The organism is Virgifigura deserti (assembly GCA_003576685.1).
Lineage (GTDB): Bacteria > Pseudomonadota > Alphaproteobacteria > Dongiales > Dongiaceae > Virgifigura > Virgifigura deserti.
In genome coordinates this window covers 420,765-438,320 of record QOZR01000001.1, presented here as the reverse complement: position 1 = coordinate 438,320, position 17,556 = coordinate 420,765, and the positions used below count along the sequence as shown (strand labels likewise).

At 64.1% G+C, this 17,556-nt stretch carries 16 protein-coding genes and 2 tRNA genes; 4 read left to right on the top strand and 14 right to left on the bottom strand.

Annotated features, from left to right (window positions below; translation table 11 throughout):
* Positions 1 to 8 precede the first annotated feature (8 nt).
* The 11 genes from clpX to DT069_RS02100 form a co-directional block, all read right to left on the bottom strand.
* A complete protein-coding gene (gene clpX / locus DT069_RS02150) occupies positions 9 to 1,274 on the bottom strand; it encodes an ATP-dependent Clp protease ATP-binding subunit ClpX (protein ID WP_119458599.1) in 1,266 nt (421 codons plus the stop codon).
* 214 nt (positions 1,275 to 1,488) lie between these two features.
* On the bottom strand, positions 1,489 to 2,130 hold the full coding sequence (clpP, locus tag DT069_RS02145) for an ATP-dependent Clp endopeptidase proteolytic subunit ClpP (protein WP_425449973.1): 642 nt from the start codon (positions 2,128 to 2,130) through the stop codon (positions 1,489 to 1,491).
* Positions 2,131 to 2,207: 77 nt separating this feature from the next.
* A complete protein-coding gene (gene tig / locus DT069_RS02140; protein WP_119458597.1) occupies positions 2,208 to 3,692 on the bottom strand; it encodes a trigger factor in 1,485 nt (494 codons plus the stop codon).
* A gap of 91 nt (positions 3,693 to 3,783) precedes the next feature.
* Positions 3,784 to 3,869 (bottom strand) — tRNA-Leu (locus DT069_RS02135).
* 141 nt (positions 3,870 to 4,010) lie between these two features.
* Complete coding sequence (locus DT069_RS02130; RefSeq protein ID WP_119458596.1) at positions 4,011 to 6,389, bottom strand: transketolase; 2,379 nt, start codon at positions 6,387 to 6,389, stop codon at positions 4,011 to 4,013.
* A 139-nt stretch (positions 6,390 to 6,528) separates the two neighbouring features.
* Positions 6,529 to 6,885, bottom strand: coding sequence for a hypothetical protein (locus DT069_RS02125; protein ID WP_119458595.1), 357 nt, complete (start codon positions 6,883 to 6,885; stop codon positions 6,529 to 6,531).
* Between the two features lie 250 nt (positions 6,886 to 7,135).
* On the bottom strand, positions 7,136 to 8,578 hold the full coding sequence (locus tag DT069_RS02120) for an NAD(P)H-hydrate dehydratase (RefSeq protein ID WP_119458881.1): 1,443 nt from the start codon (positions 8,576 to 8,578) through the stop codon (positions 7,136 to 7,138).
* A gap of 118 nt (positions 8,579 to 8,696) precedes the next feature.
* A complete protein-coding gene (locus DT069_RS02115; protein WP_119458594.1) occupies positions 8,697 to 9,095 on the bottom strand; it encodes a nuclear transport factor 2 family protein in 399 nt (132 codons plus the stop codon).
* A gap of 121 nt (positions 9,096 to 9,216) precedes the next feature.
* Positions 9,217 to 9,447, bottom strand: coding sequence for an anti-sigma factor (locus DT069_RS02110; protein WP_119458593.1), 231 nt, complete (start codon positions 9,445 to 9,447; stop codon positions 9,217 to 9,219).
* The gene (locus DT069_RS02105; protein ID WP_119458592.1) at positions 9,422 to 9,952 is read right to left on the bottom strand and encodes an RNA polymerase sigma factor; all 531 of its coding nucleotides are present in this window, start codon (positions 9,950 to 9,952) and stop codon (positions 9,422 to 9,424) included. The genes DT069_RS02110 and DT069_RS02105 overlap by 26 nt, the downstream gene beginning before the upstream one ends.
* A 205-nt stretch (positions 9,953 to 10,157) precedes the next feature.
* Positions 10,158 to 10,234: transfer RNA gene (locus DT069_RS02100), tRNA-His, on the bottom strand.
* 143 nt (positions 10,235 to 10,377) lie between these two features.
* Between DT069_RS02100 and DT069_RS02095 the strand changes: the two genes are divergently transcribed.
* The 3 genes from DT069_RS02095 (at position 10,378) to glnA (ending at position 13,566) form a co-directional block, all read left to right on the top strand.
* A complete protein-coding gene (locus DT069_RS02095) occupies positions 10,378 to 11,562 on the top strand; it encodes a pyridoxal phosphate-dependent aminotransferase (protein ID WP_119458591.1) in 1,185 nt (394 codons plus the stop codon).
* Positions 11,563 to 11,739: 177 nt separating this feature from the next.
* Positions 11,740 to 12,078, top strand: a complete 339-nt coding sequence (locus DT069_RS02090) for a P-II family nitrogen regulator (RefSeq protein WP_119458590.1) — start codon at positions 11,740 to 11,742, stop codon at positions 12,076 to 12,078.
* Positions 12,079 to 12,156: 78 nt separating this feature from the next.
* The gene (gene glnA / locus DT069_RS02085) at positions 12,157 to 13,566 is read left to right on the top strand and encodes a type I glutamate--ammonia ligase (RefSeq protein WP_119458589.1); all 1,410 of its coding nucleotides are present in this window, start codon (positions 12,157 to 12,159) and stop codon (positions 13,564 to 13,566) included.
* A 215-nt stretch (positions 13,567 to 13,781) separates the two neighbouring features.
* Here the strand turns inward: glnA and DT069_RS02080 are convergent, their stop codons facing one another.
* The 3 genes from DT069_RS02080 to DT069_RS02070 form a co-directional block, all read right to left on the bottom strand.
* The gene (locus DT069_RS02080; protein WP_119458588.1) at positions 13,782 to 14,183 is read right to left on the bottom strand and encodes a COG4315 family predicted lipoprotein; all 402 of its coding nucleotides are present in this window, start codon (positions 14,181 to 14,183) and stop codon (positions 13,782 to 13,784) included.
* 90 nt (positions 14,184 to 14,273) lie between these two features.
* Complete coding sequence (locus DT069_RS02075) at positions 14,274 to 14,780, bottom strand: cell wall hydrolase (RefSeq protein WP_162912926.1); 507 nt, start codon at positions 14,778 to 14,780, stop codon at positions 14,274 to 14,276.
* Between the two features lie 246 nt (positions 14,781 to 15,026).
* Entirely contained in the window at positions 15,027 to 15,416 is a 390-nt protein-coding gene (locus DT069_RS02070; RefSeq protein ID WP_119458586.1) for an acyl-CoA thioesterase, read from the bottom strand.
* 122 nt (positions 15,417 to 15,538) lie between these two features.
* Here DT069_RS02070 and parE point away from each other — a divergent pair, with 122 nt between their 5' ends.
* A complete protein-coding gene (gene parE, locus DT069_RS02065) occupies positions 15,539 to 17,533 on the top strand; it encodes a DNA topoisomerase IV subunit B (protein WP_119458585.1) in 1,995 nt (664 codons plus the stop codon).
* Positions 17,534 to 17,556 lie beyond the last annotated feature (23 nt).

Here is a 17,556-nt window from a genome sequence, read left to right as displayed (position 1 = left end):
ACCCGGGGCTATGCCCCGGTGCCAACGTCCTCGCGCCGGTCCGTATAGATGTAGAGCGGTCTGGCCTTGCCATCGATCACCTCCCGGCTGATGACCATGCCCTCGACCCCTTCGAGACTGGGCAATTCGAACATCGGATCCAGGAGGATCCCTTCCATTATCGAACGCAGGCCGCGCGCGCCCGTCCTCCGGGCAATGGCCCGATGCGAGATCGCCTTCAACGCATCCTCGGTGAACTCGAGGCGGACATCCTCCATCTCGAACAGGCGCTGATACTGCTTGACCAGCGCGTTCTTCGGCTTGGTCAGGATCTCCATCAACGCCTTCTCGTCGAGATCATCGAGTGTCGCGACGACCGGCAGGCGGCCGACGAACTCGGGGATCAGGCCGAACTTCAGCAGGTCTTCCGGCTCGACGTCCCGCAGGATCTCTCCGGTCTGCCGCTCGTCGGGACCGCGGACGTCGGCGCCGAAGCCGATCGAGGACCCCTTGCCCCGCCCGGCGATGATCTTCTCCAGGCCGGAGAAGGCGCCGCCGCAGATGAACAGGATGTTCGTGGTGTCGACCTGCAGAAACTCCTGCTGGGGATGCTTCCGTCCGCCCTGCGGCGGCACGGAGGCAACGGTCCCCTCCATGATCTTCAGCAGGGCCTGCTGCACGCCTTCGCCGGAAACGTCGCGCGTGATCGACGGATTGTCCGACTTGCGGCTGATCTTGTCGACCTCGTCGATATAGACGATGCCGCGCTGCGCGCGCTCGACATTGTAGTCGGCCGCCTGCAGCAGCTTCAGGATGATGTTCTCGACGTCCTCGCCGACATAGCCCGCCTCGGTCAAGGTCGTGGCGTCCGCCATCGTGAACGGCACGTCGATGATCCGCGCCAACGTCTGCGCGAGAAGGGTCTTGCCGCAACCGGTCGGGCCGACCAGCAGGATGTTGGACTTCGCGAGTTCCACATCGTTGCTCTTGGCGCCGTGCGACAAGCGCTTGTAGTGATTGTGGACCGCAACGGACAGCACCCGCTTGGCATGGTCCTGTCCGATCACGTAATCGTCCAGAACCGCGCAGATATCGTTCGGGCTGGGAACGCCATCGCGCGACTTCACGAGCGTCGTCTTGTGCTCCTCGCGGATGATGTCCATGCACAGCTCGACGCATTCATCGCAGATGAAGACCGTAGGGCCGGCGATGAGCTTCCGCACCTCATGCTGGCTCTTGCCGCAGAAGGAGCAGTAGAGAGTGTTTTTGGAGTCGCCGCTGCTAGATTTATTCATGCGCAATCCGTCAGATACCCGCCGAGATCCCCCAAGGGAGACGGGTCAAGTTAGCCATACGCTTACCAACCGCACAATCCTTAATTAGTGCGGCCGCAGCGCGATTAACAGCCGCCGACCTGACAGTCACCTCGAGCGACTCGGCCGACTGGAGTCAAGCACCGGGCCCTAGGCTGCATTCTATAGCTCCCGCGGGATCAATTTTTGGTTAATCTTACCGTTGCTCCGGTGCCGGCTCGTCGCGTGAAGGCCGCTTCTCGACGACCTCGTCGATCAGACCGAATTCCCGCGCCTCCTCCGGCAACATGAACCGATCGCGTTCCAGCGCCTCTTCGACCGCCTTGATCTCCTGGCCGGTGTGCCGGACATAGATCTCGTTCAGCCGGCGGCGCGTCGCCAGGATCTCGCGAGCGTGAATCTCGATGTCGGACGCCTGTCCCTGGAACCCGCCCGAGGGCTGATGGACCATGATCTTGGAATTCGGCAGGCTGAACCGCTTCCCCTTCGCCCCGGCGGTCAGGATCAGCGATCCCATCGACGCCGCCAGGCCGATGCAGACGGTCGAGACCTCCGGGCGGACGTACTGCATCGTATCGTAGATCGCCAGGCCCGAGGTGACGATGCCACCCGGGGAATTGACGTAAAGGGAGATATCCTTGGTCGGATTTTCCGATTCGAGGAACAGGAGCTGGGCCGAAACCAGGCTGGCCACCGCGTCGTTCACCGGCCCCACGAGGAAGATGATCCGTTCCTTGAGCAGGCGGGAGTAGATGTCGTACGCTCGCTCCCCGCGGTTGGTCTGCTCCACCACCATGGGGACGAGTAGGTTCATGTAAGTATCAGTCGGGTCTTTCATCATCCGTCCATCAGTCCTCGTGCCAGCCGGCGCCTTGGCATATTCACCCCGCATAAACCCGGGGCCGGTCCGGCGCTTTATTCCGATTCCGCCTTTTTCGTAACCTTGGCCTTGGCTTTGGCCTTGGGTTTCGCCTCATCCTCCGCAGAGTCGGAGTCATCCGCCTTCTTCCGCTTTGCCGTCGTCTTCGCCTTTGCTTTTGCCTTCGGCTTCGCCTTCTTCGCTTCGTCTCCCGAAGGCGCCTCGGACGATTCCTCGAGCAATGTCGCCGGCTCGACCTTGCGGTCGCTGACCTTCGCCAGTTCGAGGATGTAGTCAATCACCTTGTCTTCATAAAGAGGGGCGCGTACCTGGGCCAACGCTTCCGGCGATTTTTGGTAGAACTCCATCACCTTCCGCTCCTGGCCGGGATAGCGGCGCGCCTCGGCGAGAATGGCCCGCGTCAGCTCGTCGTTGGAAACCTGGATGTTGTTCAGGCGACCGACCTCGGACAACAGCAGGCCGAGCCTCACGCGCCGCTCCGCGATCGCCCGATAGTCGGCCTTCAGGTCGTCTTCGCTCTTGGCGGCGTCTTCCTCATCCAGCCGGCCCTGCTCGCGATCCGATTCGATCTGCCGCCAGATTCCTTCGAACTCGGCCTCGACCATTCCAGCCGGAACCTCGAAATCGTGCTCCGCGGCAAGCGCGTCAAGCAGCTGACGCTTCAGCTTTCCGCGCGAGACTCCGCCATATTCCTTCTCGATCTGCTCGCGAACCGACCCGCGCATGGCGGCCAGATCCTCGAGGCCGAAAGACTTCGCCAGCTCGTCATCGATCGTGGCCGCCACCGGCTCGCGAATCTCCTTGATCGTGACATCGAACGCAGCCTCTTTTCCGGCCAGCTCCTTGTTCGGATAATCTTCGGGAAAGGTGACCGTGACGGTCACCTGGTCGCCCGCATTTGCCCCGACAAGCTGCTCCTCGAAGCCGGGAATGAGCGAGCCGGACCCCAGTTCCAGATAGTGATCGGTCGCGGCCCCGCCAGGAAACTCGACGCCGTCGATGCGACCGGTGAAGTCGATGACGACCACGTCCCCGTTCTGCGCCGGACGCGGGGTCGCGAGAGGCTCCGACTTCCGCTGCCGCTGCGCCAGCCGTTGGAGCGCCTCGTCGATCTCGCTGTCCGGAATGTCGACGGTCAGCCGCTCCAGCTCGAGAGTCGAGAAGTCCATCGGGGTGATCTCCGGAACCACCTCAAGCGCCATGCTGTATTCGAGATCGGCTCCCTCCGGGAACGAGACGATCTCGATCTTCGGCTGAACGGCGGGACGAAGATTGCGCTCCGTCATCACCTGGGTCGAGCTGTCGGTCACGGTGCGCTCGATAATCTCGCCCATGATCGATTGGCCGAACCGCTGCTTCAGGAGCTGCAGCGGCACCTTGCCCGGCCGGAAGCCGGGCATCCGGATGGTCTTGCCGAGCTCCTGGAGTCGGTGATCCATCTTCTCCTGAACATCACTCGCGGGAATGACAACCTTGAATTCCCGCTTCAGGCCGTCGGCCGTGGTCTCGGTCACCTGCATGGAAAACTAATCCGTTTGAAAGCTTGCAGAAAAGGGCGTGAATGCGAAAGCCGCGCCGGAAAAATGGCTCGGTTGCGCCGGACCGGATCCTTGGTGCGGGCGGAGGGACTTGAACCCCCACGACTTTTGGTCACCAGAACCTAAATCTGGCGCGTCTACCAGTTCCGCCACGCCCGCCCCCAACGCCTGCCCGGGCGCCGCCGGGACGAATCCGGGTGGCTAAAGGCGCGGTGTACAGCACTGACGACGCGGGCACAATAGGAAAACGCCCGGAAAACGCCCAGGGAACCTGTGGGCGAACGCCCCCGTTCCAGCCGCTCAGCGCCCGAGGCAGGCGCTCGCCGCGGCATCGAGAATCGCGTCGGCGTCGAGCCTGTAGGTGCGATAGAGGTCGGGAATGTCGCCGGACTGACCGAATCGGTCGACGCCAAGCGCCTGGACCCGATGCTGCGCGACCGATCCCAGCCAGCCGAGCGTTGCGGGATGGCCGTCCACCACAGTGACCAGGGCCGCATCGGGCGCGAGTGCGTGGAGAAGCCGTTCGACCGGCGCTTCGGCGCCCCGGTCGCCGGCCGCCCGCGCCTGCTGAGCGGCCAGCCACCCCGCATACAGGCGATCGGCGGAGGTGACCGCGAGCAGCCCGGCATCGGGAACATCTTCCAGGATCTGGCGGTGCGCCTCGATCGCCTCCGGTGCCACGGCTCCAGCATAGACAATCGCCAGCGATGCTCCCGGACCCGGCGGGGTGAGCCAGTACCCGCCGGCGACGACCGCCTCCCGCATTGCCGACGTCAGTCGCCTTTGGGGCTGTTCGACCGATCGAGTCGACAGGCGCAGATAGATCGAGCCGCCATCCTCGGCCTGGATGTGGCGAAAGCCCCAGCCGAGAATCGAGGCCAGCTCGTCACCGAAAGCGGGCTCGAAGCTCGCAAGTCCGGGCAGCCCCATGCCGATCAGTGGGGTGACCAGAGACTGGTGGGCGCCGCCCTCGGGCGCCAGGGTGACGCCGGCCGGCGTGCCGACGACAATGAACCGCGCATCCTGATAGAGCGCGTAATTGAGGGCATCGAGACCGCGCATCACGAACGGGTCGTACAACGTTCCCATGGGCAGCAGGCGCGCACCGAACAACGGGCCGGCCAAGCCAAGCGCAGCCAGCAGGATAAACAGGTTGTGCTCGGCGATGCCGAGCTCGATATGCTGCCCCTCCGGCGACATCGACCAGCGCTGGGCCGATACGACCTTCTGCTCGCGGAACACATCTTCGCGGCGGTGGCGGTCGAAGATACCGCGTTGATTGACCCAACCGCCCAGATTCGTCGATACGGTCACGTCCGGCGACGCGGTCACGATGCGCGCCGCGAATGCATCGTCCCCGCGGGCGATGTCGTTCAGGATGCGCCCGAAGGCCTCCTGGGTGGAAAACTGCCTTCCCGACGGCGTGGGGATCTCCGCCGGCACCTCGATCGGAGGCGTGGCATGCCGCCGCGCGCCGTCCCGGACGAACGGGACCGAGGCAACGACCCGCTCCAGCTCGGCGGCCGGCCGGTCGAGGCCGGCGAACCGATCCCACTCGGCACCTTCCGGCACCCCCATGGCGCGCTGGAACACGGCCATCTGCTCCGGGTTCATCAGGCCGGCATGGTTGTCCTTATGACCGGCGAACGGCAGGCCGTAGCCCTTGACCGTGTAAGCGATGAAGCAGACCGGCTCGTCGGAGTCGACGGCGTGGAACGCCTCGAGGACGGAGTCGAGATCGTGGCCTGCCAAATTGACCATGAGCCGCTGCAGGGCATCGTCGTCATGCTCGTCGAGTAGCGCCTTGATTCCCGCCACGCCGGCCAGATCGCGGCTGAGATGCTCCCGCCACCCGGCACCGCCGCGGTAGGTCAGCGCCGAATAGAGCGAGTTCGGGCAATCGTCGATCCATTGGCGCAGCGCCTCGCCGCCCGGCCGCGCGAAGGCGGCCTCCAGGCGCTTGCCGTATTTGAGGGTGACGACCCGCCATCCCATCGCCTGGAACAGCAGATCAATCCGGTTGAACAGCCGGTCCGACACGACGCTGTCCAGGCTCTGGCGGTTGTAGTCGATGACCCACCAGATATTACGCAGATCATGCTTCCAGCCTTCCAGCATCGCCTCGTGGATGTTGCCTTCGTCGAGCTCGGCATCGCCCACCAAGGCGATCATGCGGCCCAACGGGCGCCCGGGAGGCTGGGCGGTCTGGATCAGCTTCTTAAGGTGAACATAGTCCTGCACCAGAGCGGCGAAGCTGGTCATGGCGACGCCGAGACCGACGGAGCCGGTCGAGAAGTCGACGTCGTCGCTGTCCTTGGTCCGCGACGGGTAGGATTGCGCGCCGCCCAGCCCGCGGAACGCCTCCAGCTTCTCGCGCGGCTGGTGGCCGAGCAGATACTGGATGGCGTGATAGACCGGGCTCGCATGGGGCTTTACGGCGACGCGGTCCTGGGGCCGCAGGACATCGAAATAGAGCGCCGTCATCAAGGTCACCAGCGACGCGCTGGACGCCTGATGACCTCCGACCTTCAAACCATCGCGATTGGGCCGCAGATGGTTGGCGTTGTGGATCATCCAGGTGGACAGCCACAGGACCTTGCGCTCGAGCGCGCTTAGGCAGGCGCGTCGGTCTTCAATGGCCGTGGCCGGAACCACTTCGACAGGAGCTGACGATGTCATGGCGCGACGGAGTACCTCCCACGTCTAACCTAGCGTCAGCCCGTCCATCACGAAAGAGAGGAGCACCCCCCTCGCCGGCTTCCCCCCGAAAATGCGGATGCCGGTTCAAGTGACCGCTGAAAGGCGGCGCGATCGCCTTTCAGCGGCCGGCCGCCTCCACGGGAACTCGACCGGAAAAACGTTCGGAGACCTTCTCCGATGCGCCCCCGGAAGCGCCCTCGGTAACCCGCTCGGGGAAGCGTTCGGTGAAGGAGGCCACGGACAGCAGCCGCTCGCCCTCACCAAAGCTGAAATGCGTCGGGCCCTCGAAGGTCAGGTCGTAACGGACATGCGGAATGCCGTAGCCATCCTTCGTCACCGACAGTACTTTCGCCGTTTCGATCAGATTGTCCGGGCGAACCTTTCGAAATACAGCTCCCGGCAGAACTTCCTCATCACGATCACGCCGCTCTTCCTTGGCAAACCAACCGACGATTTTCAGCCCCCGCGTTACCATGGCGCTATCCTCCTGACCACTGCGACCACGGCACCAGTCTTTGCCTGAGAATCTTAAAAATGATTAAAGGAGGCAGCCCCCTGCACGCCGGATTTCGATTTTTTCATGCCGGAGCGCGTGACTGCCGCTTTTGTCGGTCGCTCACGCCGGCGGATCGGGTCGGGCGACGAATATTGTCGAGAATGCCAGATGATTATTAACGTTCCGTTGACGCAACTGACGGGCGGTTTACAGGCCGTTGCACACGGTTCTAGAGCGAAGACTTCAACCGACGTAGGACCGTCGGGAGGAGATCGGGAAGATCTTCGGCGATCAATCCCGGCCCGAAACTCTCCGCGGCGGCCCCTTGCAACCAGGCCGCCGCCGCCGCAGCGTCGAACGGCGCCATGCCCTGCGCGAACAGGCCCAGGGCGAACCCCGCCAGAATGTCCCCGGTGCCGGCAGTGGCCAGGTTGGGTGGCGCGTTGCTGTTGATCAGGGCGCGGCCGTCCGGATGGGAGATCACGGTATCGGCTCCCTTCAGAAGCAGGGCCGCACCGCTCTCCCGCGCCGCCGCGCGCGCGCGCTCCACCTTGCCCCCTGCCCGGCTCGCCGACGGGAACAGGCGCTCAAACTCGCCTTCATGCGGCGTCATCAGACAGGGCGACCGGATCGCCCGAAAAAGCCGGTCGCGGTCCGTTTCGAATGCGGTCAGGGCGTCGGCATCCAGGACACACGCCTTACCGGCGCGAAGCGCCGCGAGTGCACGATCCCGGGCCATGCCACCCACGCCCGTCCCCGGGCCGACGAGGACGACATTCTTCCGCTCGTCCGCAATCAGCCCGCCGAACGCCGCGTCATCGGCAATGCTTCTCGTCAGGAGCCCGGGCATATCGCCGGCATAGACGGCGAGCGCTTCCGGCGGACAGGCGATCGTCACGAGCCCGGCTCCGACCCGCCGAGCGGCGCGCGCTGCCAGCCGCGCCGCGCCGGTCATTGTCGCACCGCCGACGATTACGGCGTGACCGCGGCGGTACTTGTGATCCTCGATCCGCGGCCACGGATAGCGGTCAAGCCACAGGTCCGGCCGGTTCTCCTGAATCCGGGGCCGAATGGTCTCGATCACCGTGGGCGATATCCCGATATCGGCCACGACGACGGTACCGGCGAAGCTTCGCCCCGGCAGCAGGAGGTGACCCGGCTTCCGGCGAAAGAAGGTGACGGTCAGGGCCGCCGGGATCGCGGCGCCGAGAACCTGGCCCGTGTCGCCATGAACGCCGCTCGGCACGTCGACCGCAATGCAAGTCAGATCACGACGGGACTTGACGGTTTCGACCAAGTGTCGCGCGGTGCCGTCGAGCGGACGGGTGAGGCCGGCGCCGAACAGGGCATCCACCACCAGCGCGACGCCGTCAAGCGCCTCCTCCGAAGGAAGAGCGATCGGGCCGTGCCAGCGCGCCGCCGCCTGCGCCGCATCCCCGGCGAGCCGCTCCCGACTGCCGAGCAGGACCAGCTTGACGGGCCAGCCGGCGTCGCGCAGTCGACAAGCGGCAACGAAGCCGTCACCGCCATTGTTTCCCGGGCCGCAGAGCACTACCACCGAACAGCGCTGCCAGCGCGCCATGATTTCCGTCGCTACGGCGCCGCCGGCAGCCTCCATCAGCGCCGCACCGCTCGTGCCCGAGGCGATCGTGAGTGAGTCGGCGCGCGCCATCTCGTTGATGGTAAGCAACTCCGCCCCCCCTCGGGACGGCAGAATGGTCACGCTCTCTGCCCTTTCCGTTGCCGGTGCCGCAGCCCAGCACCAGCGGACGCGCTGCGCACGCGTTCGTTCAATGAACCACGGCCTCCGGCTCGCCCCCATCCTCCGGCTGCTCGGCCGTCGGCCCGGCTTGGTGGTGGACGATCTTCCACCTGCCGTCTTCACGCGCAAAGATGTTGGTCGCGATCAGGAAACCACCGTCGATCGCCTCGAAGCAGATGACGAACGCGACATCGCCGATGAGAAAAGCACGCGCCTCCCGGCAGGAAATCTCGGGCGCGTTGGCGCTGGCCAGAATTCCGCGCCAGCTTTCGATGATCGCGTCGCGATCGGTAAGTACGCCCCAGCCGGGATGCACGCAGGCGACCGGCCGGTGGCTTGCCCAGAGCGCCTGCATCGCCTCCAGGTCACGGCTAGCAAAAGCGCGATAGAACGCTTCATTCGCGAACAGGACGGCTTCGTAGTCCATGCCGATGCCTTCAGATACCGCTGCAGCATTCTACCTGCTGCCCCCGGCATCGGCCAGCGCTTCCGTCCCGCCGGTGTCCCGATTGGTTGCCGAACGCGTCGCCGTCACTGCCGGTTGGTGATCATTCTTGATCGAAAACGCGAAGAAGGTTCTCCGGGATCGGCTCGTTGAGGATGCCGTCATAGAGCATGTGCATCCCACGATTCTGCGCCGCGCATGCCTCAATCCAAGCTGAGAGCTCTGGGTCCTCGGCTGCCGCGGCTTCGATCTCCTGGCGATGCGCGGCGCTGAGACGTCCCTGAAGATATGCTTGCAGCGCCTCTTCGCTAGGAAACTTCCTTCTTGGTGACATGAAGTTCTCCAGAGGACGCTGTCTGCGTGTCGTTGAGAATGCGTTGAAGCGCCTCGCGCGCCCGCGAAAGCCGCGAACGAACGGTGCCGAGCGGAACCCCCGTGATTTCAGCGACCTCCTTGTAATCCATCCCCTGCAGACCGACCAACAGAACGGTAATGCGCTGCTGTTCCGGAAGCGATCGGATCGCCCTCTCCAGTTCGCCGAGTTCGACGCTTTTCACTTGGTTGGGGAGATATTCCAACCGCGGCTCCTCGCTATCGACGGTGACGTGCCGCGGACGCCGTGCGAGCTTCCGACGATCACTCACATATACGTTGTGCAAGATAGCGAACAGCCATGCCCGCAGATTAGTTCCAGGCTCCCACTGGTCCGCTGCATTAATGGCGCGGACCAGACAGTCCTGAACGAGGTCGTCAGCCTGGTCACGATCCCGCAGAAGAGCGCGGGCATAGCGGCGCAACGCCGGGATATGCTCCCGGATCAGATATCGGACCTCCCCCATCGCCGATGCCTCTCGAGCTTTATTTGCGGAACTGGGCAGCTTGAATATCCCGCTTCTCGTCCGTGGTTACAAGCCACTGCTCAAGATTTCTCACACACCGTGCGAGGGTATGTGCGATCCGCGCCATGACGCGCGGCAGTGTGCAGGTTATCGGATGGCGGATTGCTTCCGGTAGAGCCTGAACGAGACGAGGACAGTGAATGATTGGGGCGAGTGATGGGACTTGAACCCACGACATCCAGATCCACAATCTGGCGCTCTAACCACCTGAGCTACACCCGCCATCGAGGCCGTGTGTGTAGCTCTTAGCCCTCTTTCCGTCAAGGCCTGCGGCCGTGACGCGCGTGACATCTTTCGGCCTGACAACCCATCGGATAAGGTCGGCCGGACCGCCTGTCGGCGGCGCAACTCAACGGGAGACGAGCATGGTCACGCGGGCGCGCGGCATGGCGCAGCTTGGCACCGAATCCGCCTTCGAGGTGCTCGCCCGGGCGAAGGCGCTCGAGGCGAGCGGCAAAAGCATCATCAATCTCGGCATCGGTCAGCCTGACTTCCAGACGGCGCCGCATATCGTCGAGGCGGCCTGCAAGGCCCTGCGCGACGGACATCACGGCTACACGCCTGCGGAGGGCATCGCCACGCTGCGCGAAGCCGTGACGGTCGACCTCCACCGACGCCACGGCGTCGATGTCGATCCCGGCCATGTGCTCATCGTGCCGGGGGGCAAGGTGACGCTGTTCTTCGCCGTGCTGATGTTCGGCGAGCCGGGCATCGAAATCCTCTACCCCGACCCGGGCTTTCCAATCTACGCCTCGGCGATCCGTTTCGTCGGCGCCGAGCCGGTGCCGATCCCGCTTCGCGAAGCGGACGGGTTCGCTTTCAGCGCCGAGGCGGTGCTGGAGCGGATCACGCCTCGGACGCGGCTCATCATTCTGAACAGCCCCGCCAATCCGACCGGCGCCGTCACGCCGCGGGCGGAGATCGACCGCCTGGCGGCCGGCCTTCTTCAGCACCCCCAGGTCGCGGTTCTCAGCGACGAGATCTATAGCCGACTCGTCTATGGCGACCGGAGCCATGCCAGCCTGCTCGGGTACGAGGCGCTGCGGGACCGGGTCATCCTGCTCGAGGGGTGGAGCAAGAGCTATGCGATGACGGGATGGCGGCTCGGCTACGGTGTCTGGCCGGCGGAGCTGATCGAAGGGGCAAGCCGGCTTGCCGTGAACTCGCATTCCTGCGTCAATGCGGCGGCCCAGTTCGCCGGTATCGCCGCCCTCACCGGGCCGCAGGATTCAGTCGCCCGAATGATCGCCGCGTTCGACGAGCGGCGGCGCCATGTCGTCCCGGCTCTGAACCGGCTTACCGGGCTTCGCTGCGGCGAGCCAGGCGGTGCCTTCTATGCCTTCCCCAATATCGGCGGCACCGGCCTGTCGGCCAAGGCGCTGGAGCAGCGGCTGCTCGAGGAGGCAGGTATCGCCACCCTCGCCGGCTCCAGCTTCGGCCGGCAGGGAGAGGGCTATCTGCGCATCTCCTACGCCAACAGCCTCGAGAATATCACCACCGCCCTGGAACGACTCGAGGCTTGGCTCGCCGATCGGGGCGATGCCCGATAAGGCGGCGCAATGCCTATTTTTTGAGCATACGCCGCCCCACCGACGTCGGCATCTTCGGCGCGAGCCCGGAGAACCGGCGCCTCCGGCCAAGCGACGCGGGTGGCACGGGGCTTGCGTACACTTTAAGATGCGGCGCTTCCGAGCGCTGTCATCAACGGATTGAGCAAAGCTGGTGCGATGAAAAAAATCGAAGCGATCATCAAGCCCTTCAAGCTGGATGAGGTGAAGGACGCCCTGCACGAAATCGGCATCAAGGGCATCACCGTCACCGAGGCCAAGGGATTCGGACGCCAGAAAGGCCACACCGAGCTCTATCGCGGTGCCGAGTATGTGGTCGATTTCCTGCCAAAGGTGAAGGTGGAAATCGTGCTCGAGGACAACCTGGTCGAGCGCGCGGTAGAAGCGATTCAGCAGGCCGCCCATACGGGGCGAATCGGCGACGGAAAGATCTTCGTCTACAGCGTCGACGAGGCCATCCGTATCCGCACCGGCGAGCGCGGCAGCGATGCCGTTTGATCCAATGCTTTCCGGGTCCATACCGCCCGGTCTCTGAAACCGTCGACCGACCCTCGGCCGACCCTGGGAATGAAAAGAATGTCCGACCCTAAAAAAGTTCTTTCGATGATCAAAGAGCACGACGTCAAGTACGTCGATTTCCGGTTCACCGATCCGCGCGGCAAGTGGCAGCATCTGGCCCACGCGGTGAAAACGGTGGATGAGGATATGCTGACCGAAGGCGTCATGTTCGACGGCTCGTCGATCGCCGGCTGGAAGGCGATCAACGAATCCGACATGATCCTGCAGCCGGACTGCGATACGGCGGTCCTGGACCCCTTCGCGGCGCAGACCTCGCTGATCATCTTTTGCGACGTCCTGGAGCCGATGACCGGGCAGAGCTATACGCGCGACCCCCGCTCCGTCGCGAAGAACGCCGAAAGCTATCTGAAGAGCACCGGGATCGGCGACACGGTGTTCGTCGGACCGGAAGCCGAGTTCTTCGTCTTCGACGACGTCCGCTATGAAGTGTCGATGAACCGGAGCTTCTTCGAGCTCAATTCGGACGAGGATCCCCAGATGTCGGGGCGGAAGCTCGACGAGGGCAATCACGGGCACCGGCCGCCGGTCAAAGGCGGCTATTTCCCGGTGGCGCCCGTCGATTCCGGCGGCGACCTCCGCGCCGAGATGCTGACCGTGATGGGCGAGATGGGCGTCGATATCGAGAAGCACCATCACGAGGTCGCGCCGAGCCAGCATGAGCTCGGCATCAAGTTCAACACGCTGGTGCGTTGCGCCGACCACATGCAGATCTACAAATATGTGGTCCACAACGTCGCCCATTCCTACGGCAAGACGGCGACTTTCATGCCGAAGCCGGTGAAGGGCGACAACGGTTCGGGGATGCATGTCCACCAGTCGATCTGGAAGGGCGAGCAGCCGCTGTTCGCGGGCAATGGCTACGCCGATTTGTCGGAGACGGCGCTCTATTACATCGGTGGCATCATCCGCCATGCGAAGGCCCTCAACGCCTTCACCAACCCGTCGACCAACAGCTATAAGCGGCTGATCCCCGGGTTCGAGGCGCCGGTTCTCCTCGCCTACTCCTCGCGCAATCGCTCGGCTTCCTGCCGCATTCCCTATGTCGCGAGCCCGAAAGGCAAGCGCGTCGAGGTGCGGTTCCCCGATCCGACGGCCAATCCCTATCTCGCCTTCGCGGCCATGCTGATGGCCGGCCTGGACGGGATCGAGAACCGGATTCACCCCGGCGATGCGATGGACAAGAACCTCTACGACCTGCCGCCGGAGGAACTGAAGGAAGTGCCGACCGTCTGCGGCTCGCTCCGCGAGGCGATCACCTCGTTGGAAAACGACAACGCCTTTCTGAAGAAGGGCGATGTCTTCACCGACGACCTGATCAACAGCTATCTCGAGCTGAAGTGGGAGGAGGTCTACCAATACGAGCACTCCCCGCACCCGATCGAGTTCAAGCTGTATTACAGCGTATAAGCTTTTGATTTACGGGGCGGGTTTGAAACCCGCCCCTATTGTTCAGAAGCGAGTTCCGGATGCGTTTGGTGGCTGTCCTTTGTCATGCCCGGACTTGACCCGGGCATCTAGGAGTCACAAGGCACGATCTAAGCCGGTTTTCCTGGATTGCCGGGTCAAGCCCGGCAATAACACGGAAAGTGGCGACGGCAAAACGACTCGAAAGCCGCCGTAATCTACGGCCTTGCGATCTGCCATTCGGGAATGTCGGCACCCCTGATGTCGCCGGGCTGCTGATCCTCTATCCAGGTGTAGAGCGGATAACCGTTATAGGCCCACTGCTTGCCCCCGTCCGGGCGCGTGATCACGCTCCATTCGCCCGCGGCCTCCGCATCGCCTGACGCCGTGAAGGGCGACCAAATTTCGGCGCACTCGGCGGTGCAGTTCGACACTCCCGGTTCATCATCCTCATAGATGTAGAGGGTCAGCCCCGCCCCCGTGGCGAGAACCGGCCCCTCCTCCGTCTCCACCACCTGCGCCGGGGCGGCCCCACCTTCCGTCTGCTTCTGGGTGGTGCATGAGGCGGTGAAAATCAAACACGCAGCGACCGCTGCCGCGGCGCCTCGGAACAACGTCATCTCTATCCCCTCGGTCTGTGCGGCGCCGGTGGTCGGCGTCGCATGCCGTGGGGGCAAACGCGGCGGAGGTCTGAACCGTTCCGCGCGCTTTTAACGATAGAAGTAGTGCTGGTCGATTTCCGCGGTCTGGTGCAGCCGGTGCATCCAGTATGGAGTTATCGAGTGGTGATGGAAGAACAGGGCGCCGTCGGTCAGGTCCGGATGCAGGCCCGCGACCATCTCGCGAGCGAGGCGCTGGGCATCGACCCAAGCCCTGGGCTCGGTGGGTACGTCGCTCCTTCCGTCGCACCACCAGGCGAACTGGCAGCCCTTGGACGGGTCCTCGCCGCCCTGGCGCACCACGCCGCAGAGGGTATCCGGAAACTTCTCGTGCCGTACCCGGTTCAGAACGACGGCGGCGACGGCCATCCGCCCGGACAGCGACTCGCCGCGGGCTTCGAAATAGATCGCCTGGGCGAGGCAACGCTTGCCCTCGGCCGAAACGTTCGCCAGTGGGGGAATCGGCGTCTCGGCGAAGGTCGGCTCGGAAACGGCCGGCGAAGACGGCGATTGCGGTTCCGGGGCGGGAACGGGTGTCGATGGCGTGTAGACCGCCATATCTTCTCCGCCGCGCTGGGCACAGGCGGAAACAAGGCAAAGGCTAATAATGCAGACAAGCTTGGCGGAAAAACGCATCGGCGCGGGGCAATCCGAAAATCATGATCGATCGCCCGACGTTAGATGGAAAATCTTAACGAAGGCCGAACTCATAATGCGGGAGGTCTTCTTGTAAACGATGAAAAAGCTGGGATCTTGTTTGACGAGAATTTCCTTAGCCACGCCCTGGCGGCAGGCTGTGCGGCCTCACGGCGCGACCGATACCGGGCGCGGCTGCCCGTCGGCATCGACGGCAACATAGGTGAAGACGCCCTCCGTCACCTTTTCCGTGACGCTTCCGAGGCGTTCGACCCAGGTGTCGATCTCGACGGTGAGCGATGTGCGGCCGATCCGCACGACATGCGCATAGCAACTGACCAGGTCTCCGACCATCACCGGGCGATGGAAGCTCATCGCCTCGACCGCGACCGTGACCACGCGGCCCCGCGCCCGCCGGACGGCCACGACGCTACCCGCCAGGTCCATCTGCGCCATCAGCCAGCCGCCGAAGATATCGCCGTTGGGATTGGCGTCGGCGGGCATCGCAACGGTCCGAAGCGCCGGCTCGCGGTTCCCCGGTGAAGGGCTATCGGACATCGGGCAACTCCTGAGGATCACAACATGTTGTTGGGCCTTTTATCCTTAACGCAGATACTTGAACAGGGGAGTCGGCTCTCCTATAATGGAGTTCTCCAATTGTTCTCATCCGATCTCCATTCATGACAGACCTGTTTCAGAACGTCGCGCACAAGAGCAACGGCTATTCGGCCAAGGATATCGAGGTTCTTGAGGGGCTTGAGCCGGTGCGCCGGCGGCCCGGCATGTATATCGGCGGCACCGACGAGCGGGCACTGCACCATCTGGTCGCGGAGCTGCTCGACAACGCCATGGACGAGGCCGTCGCCGGTCATGCGACCCGGATCGAGCTGGAGCTCGATGCCGAAGGTTGCGTGACGGTCCGCGACAATGGCCGCGGCATCCCGACCGATCCGCATCCCAAATTCAAGAACAAGTCGGCGCTGGAGGTGATTCTCACCACACTCCACTCCGGCGGCAAGTTCGGCGGCAAGGCCTATACGACTTCGGGCGGGTTGCACGGCGTCGGCCTGTCGGTCGTCAACGCCCTGGCCGATTCCCTGACCGTCGAGGTGACGCGCGACCGGCAGCTCTTCACGCAGAAATATTCCTGCGGCAAACCCGCGTCCAAGCTGCGCCAGCAAAGCGCAGCACAGAACCGCCGCGGCACGGCGATCCGCTTTCATCCGGATCCGCAGATCTTCGGCGCCGGCACCGTCTTTCGGCCGGAGCGGCTCTATCGGATGGCGCGCTCCAAAGCCTATCTCTTCCGGGGCGTCGAGATCCGCTGGATCTGCGACCCGAAGCTGATCGCCGATAAAGACCAGACGCCGGCGAAGGACACCTTCCACTTTCCGGGCGGCCTGCTCGACTTCCTGAGCGCGAGTCAGAACGGCCGCAAGACGGTGACGGCCACGCCGTTCTTCGGCGAGGCGACCTTTCCCGACGAGCGCGGCCGCGTCGAATGGGCGATCAACTGGCCGGTCGAGGGCGACGGGTTCTTCAATTCCTACTGCAACACCGTTCCGACGCCCGAGGGCGGCACCCACGAGACGGGCCTGCGCACCGGCCTCGCGCGCTCGCTCAAGGCCTATGGCGAGATGATTGGCAACCGTAAGGTCGCCCAGGTCACGGCGGACGACATCGTCGGCACGGCCTCGCTGTTGCTGTCGGTCTTCATCCGCGAGCCGCAGTTCCAGGGGCAGACCAAGGAGAAGCTTGCCTCAGCGGAAGCAGCGCGCCTGGTCGAGGCCTCGATCAAGGACCATTTCGACCACTGGCTCACGGGTGACCCGGAGCGGGCGCGCGACCTGTTGGAGTATGTCGTCGAGCGGGCCGAGGAGCGCTTGCGCCGTCGCCAGGACAAGGAACTCAGCCGCAAGACCGCGACCCGCAAGCTGCGCCTGCCCGGCAAGCTCGCGGACTGCACCCGCAACGCGGCCGTCGGTACCGAGATCTTCCTCGTCGAGGGCGATTCGGCGGGCGGCTCGGCCAAGCAGGCGCGCAACCGTGATACCCAGGCAGTTCTGCCGCTTCGCGGCAAGATCCTGAACGTCGCCAGCGCGTCCGCCGACAAGCTCAAGGGCAATCAAGAGCTGGTCGATCTGATCCAGGCGCTCGGCTGCGGCACCCGGGACAAGTTCAGCGCCGACAAGCTGCGCTATGAGCGGGTCATCATCATGACCGACGCCGATGTCGACGGCGCCCATATCGCCTCGCTCCTGATGACCTTCTTCTATCGCGAGATGCCCGGCCTGATCGAGAATGGGCGCCTGTTCCTGGCCCTGCCGCCGCTCTACCGGCTGACCCAGGGCGGAACCTCCATCTATGCGCGGGACGACGCCCACAAGGACCAGCTGATGACGACGGCCTTCAAGGGCCGCGGCAAGATCGAGATCAGCCGCTTCAAGGGCTTGGGCGAGATGCCGGCGACTCAGCTCAAGGAAACGACGATGGACCCGGCGAAGCGGACGTTGCTGCAGGTCCGCATCCCCAATCGCTATGGCAGCGACGAGGACGAGCGGACCGAAGCAAGGCGAACGGCCGACTTGGTGGAAAGCCTGATGGGTCGCAAGCCCGAGCTGCGTTATTCCTTCATCCAGGAGAACGCCCGCTTCGTAAGCGATATTGATGTGTGACAGGGACGCGTGAGAGCGTCGGC

What these genes read in the sequence shown, in the direction of transcription:
- clpX (WP_119458599.1), bottom strand. Translation starts at nt 1,274, where the DNA reads ATGAATAAATCTAGCAGCGGCGACTCCAAAAACACTCTCTACTGCTCC.
- clpP (WP_425449973.1), bottom strand. Translation starts at nt 2,130, where the DNA reads ATGAAAGACCCGACTGATACTTACATGAACCTACTCGTCCCCATGGTG.
- tig (WP_119458597.1), bottom strand. Translation starts at nt 3,692, where the DNA reads ATGCAGGTGACCGAGACCACGGCCGACGGCCTGAAGCGGGAATTCAAG.
- DT069_RS02130 (WP_119458596.1), bottom strand. Translation starts at nt 6,389, where the DNA reads ATGACATCGTCAGCTCCTGTCGAAGTGGTTCCGGCCACGGCCATTGAA.
- DT069_RS02125 (WP_119458595.1), bottom strand. Translation starts at nt 6,885, where the DNA reads ATGGTAACGCGGGGGCTGAAAATCGTCGGTTGGTTTGCCAAGGAAGAG.
- DT069_RS02120 (WP_119458881.1), bottom strand. Translation starts at nt 8,578, where the DNA reads ATGGCGCGCGCCGACTCACTCACGATCGCCTCGGGCACGAGCGGTGCG.
- DT069_RS02115 (WP_119458594.1), bottom strand. Translation starts at nt 9,095, where the DNA reads ATGGACTACGAAGCCGTCCTGTTCGCGAATGAAGCGTTCTATCGCGCT.
- DT069_RS02110 (WP_119458593.1), bottom strand. Translation starts at nt 9,447, where the DNA reads ATGTCACCAAGAAGGAAGTTTCCTAGCGAAGAGGCGCTGCAAGCATAT.
- DT069_RS02105 (WP_119458592.1), bottom strand. Translation starts at nt 9,952, where the DNA reads ATGGGGGAGGTCCGATATCTGATCCGGGAGCATATCCCGGCGTTGCGC.
- DT069_RS02095 (WP_119458591.1), top strand. Translation starts at nt 10,378, where the DNA reads ATGGTCACGCGGGCGCGCGGCATGGCGCAGCTTGGCACCGAATCCGCC.
- DT069_RS02090 (WP_119458590.1), top strand. Translation starts at nt 11,740, where the DNA reads ATGAAAAAAATCGAAGCGATCATCAAGCCCTTCAAGCTGGATGAGGTG.
- glnA (WP_119458589.1), top strand. Translation starts at nt 12,157, where the DNA reads ATGTCCGACCCTAAAAAAGTTCTTTCGATGATCAAAGAGCACGACGTC.
- DT069_RS02080 (WP_119458588.1), bottom strand. Translation starts at nt 14,183, where the DNA reads ATGACGTTGTTCCGAGGCGCCGCGGCAGCGGTCGCTGCGTGTTTGATT.
- DT069_RS02075 (WP_162912926.1), bottom strand. Translation starts at nt 14,780, where the DNA reads ATGGCGGTCTACACGCCATCGACACCCGTTCCCGCCCCGGAACCGCAA.
- DT069_RS02070 (WP_119458586.1), bottom strand. Translation starts at nt 15,416, where the DNA reads ATGTCCGATAGCCCTTCACCGGGGAACCGCGAGCCGGCGCTTCGGACC.
- parE (WP_119458585.1), top strand. Translation starts at nt 15,539, where the DNA reads ATGACAGACCTGTTTCAGAACGTCGCGCACAAGAGCAACGGCTATTCG.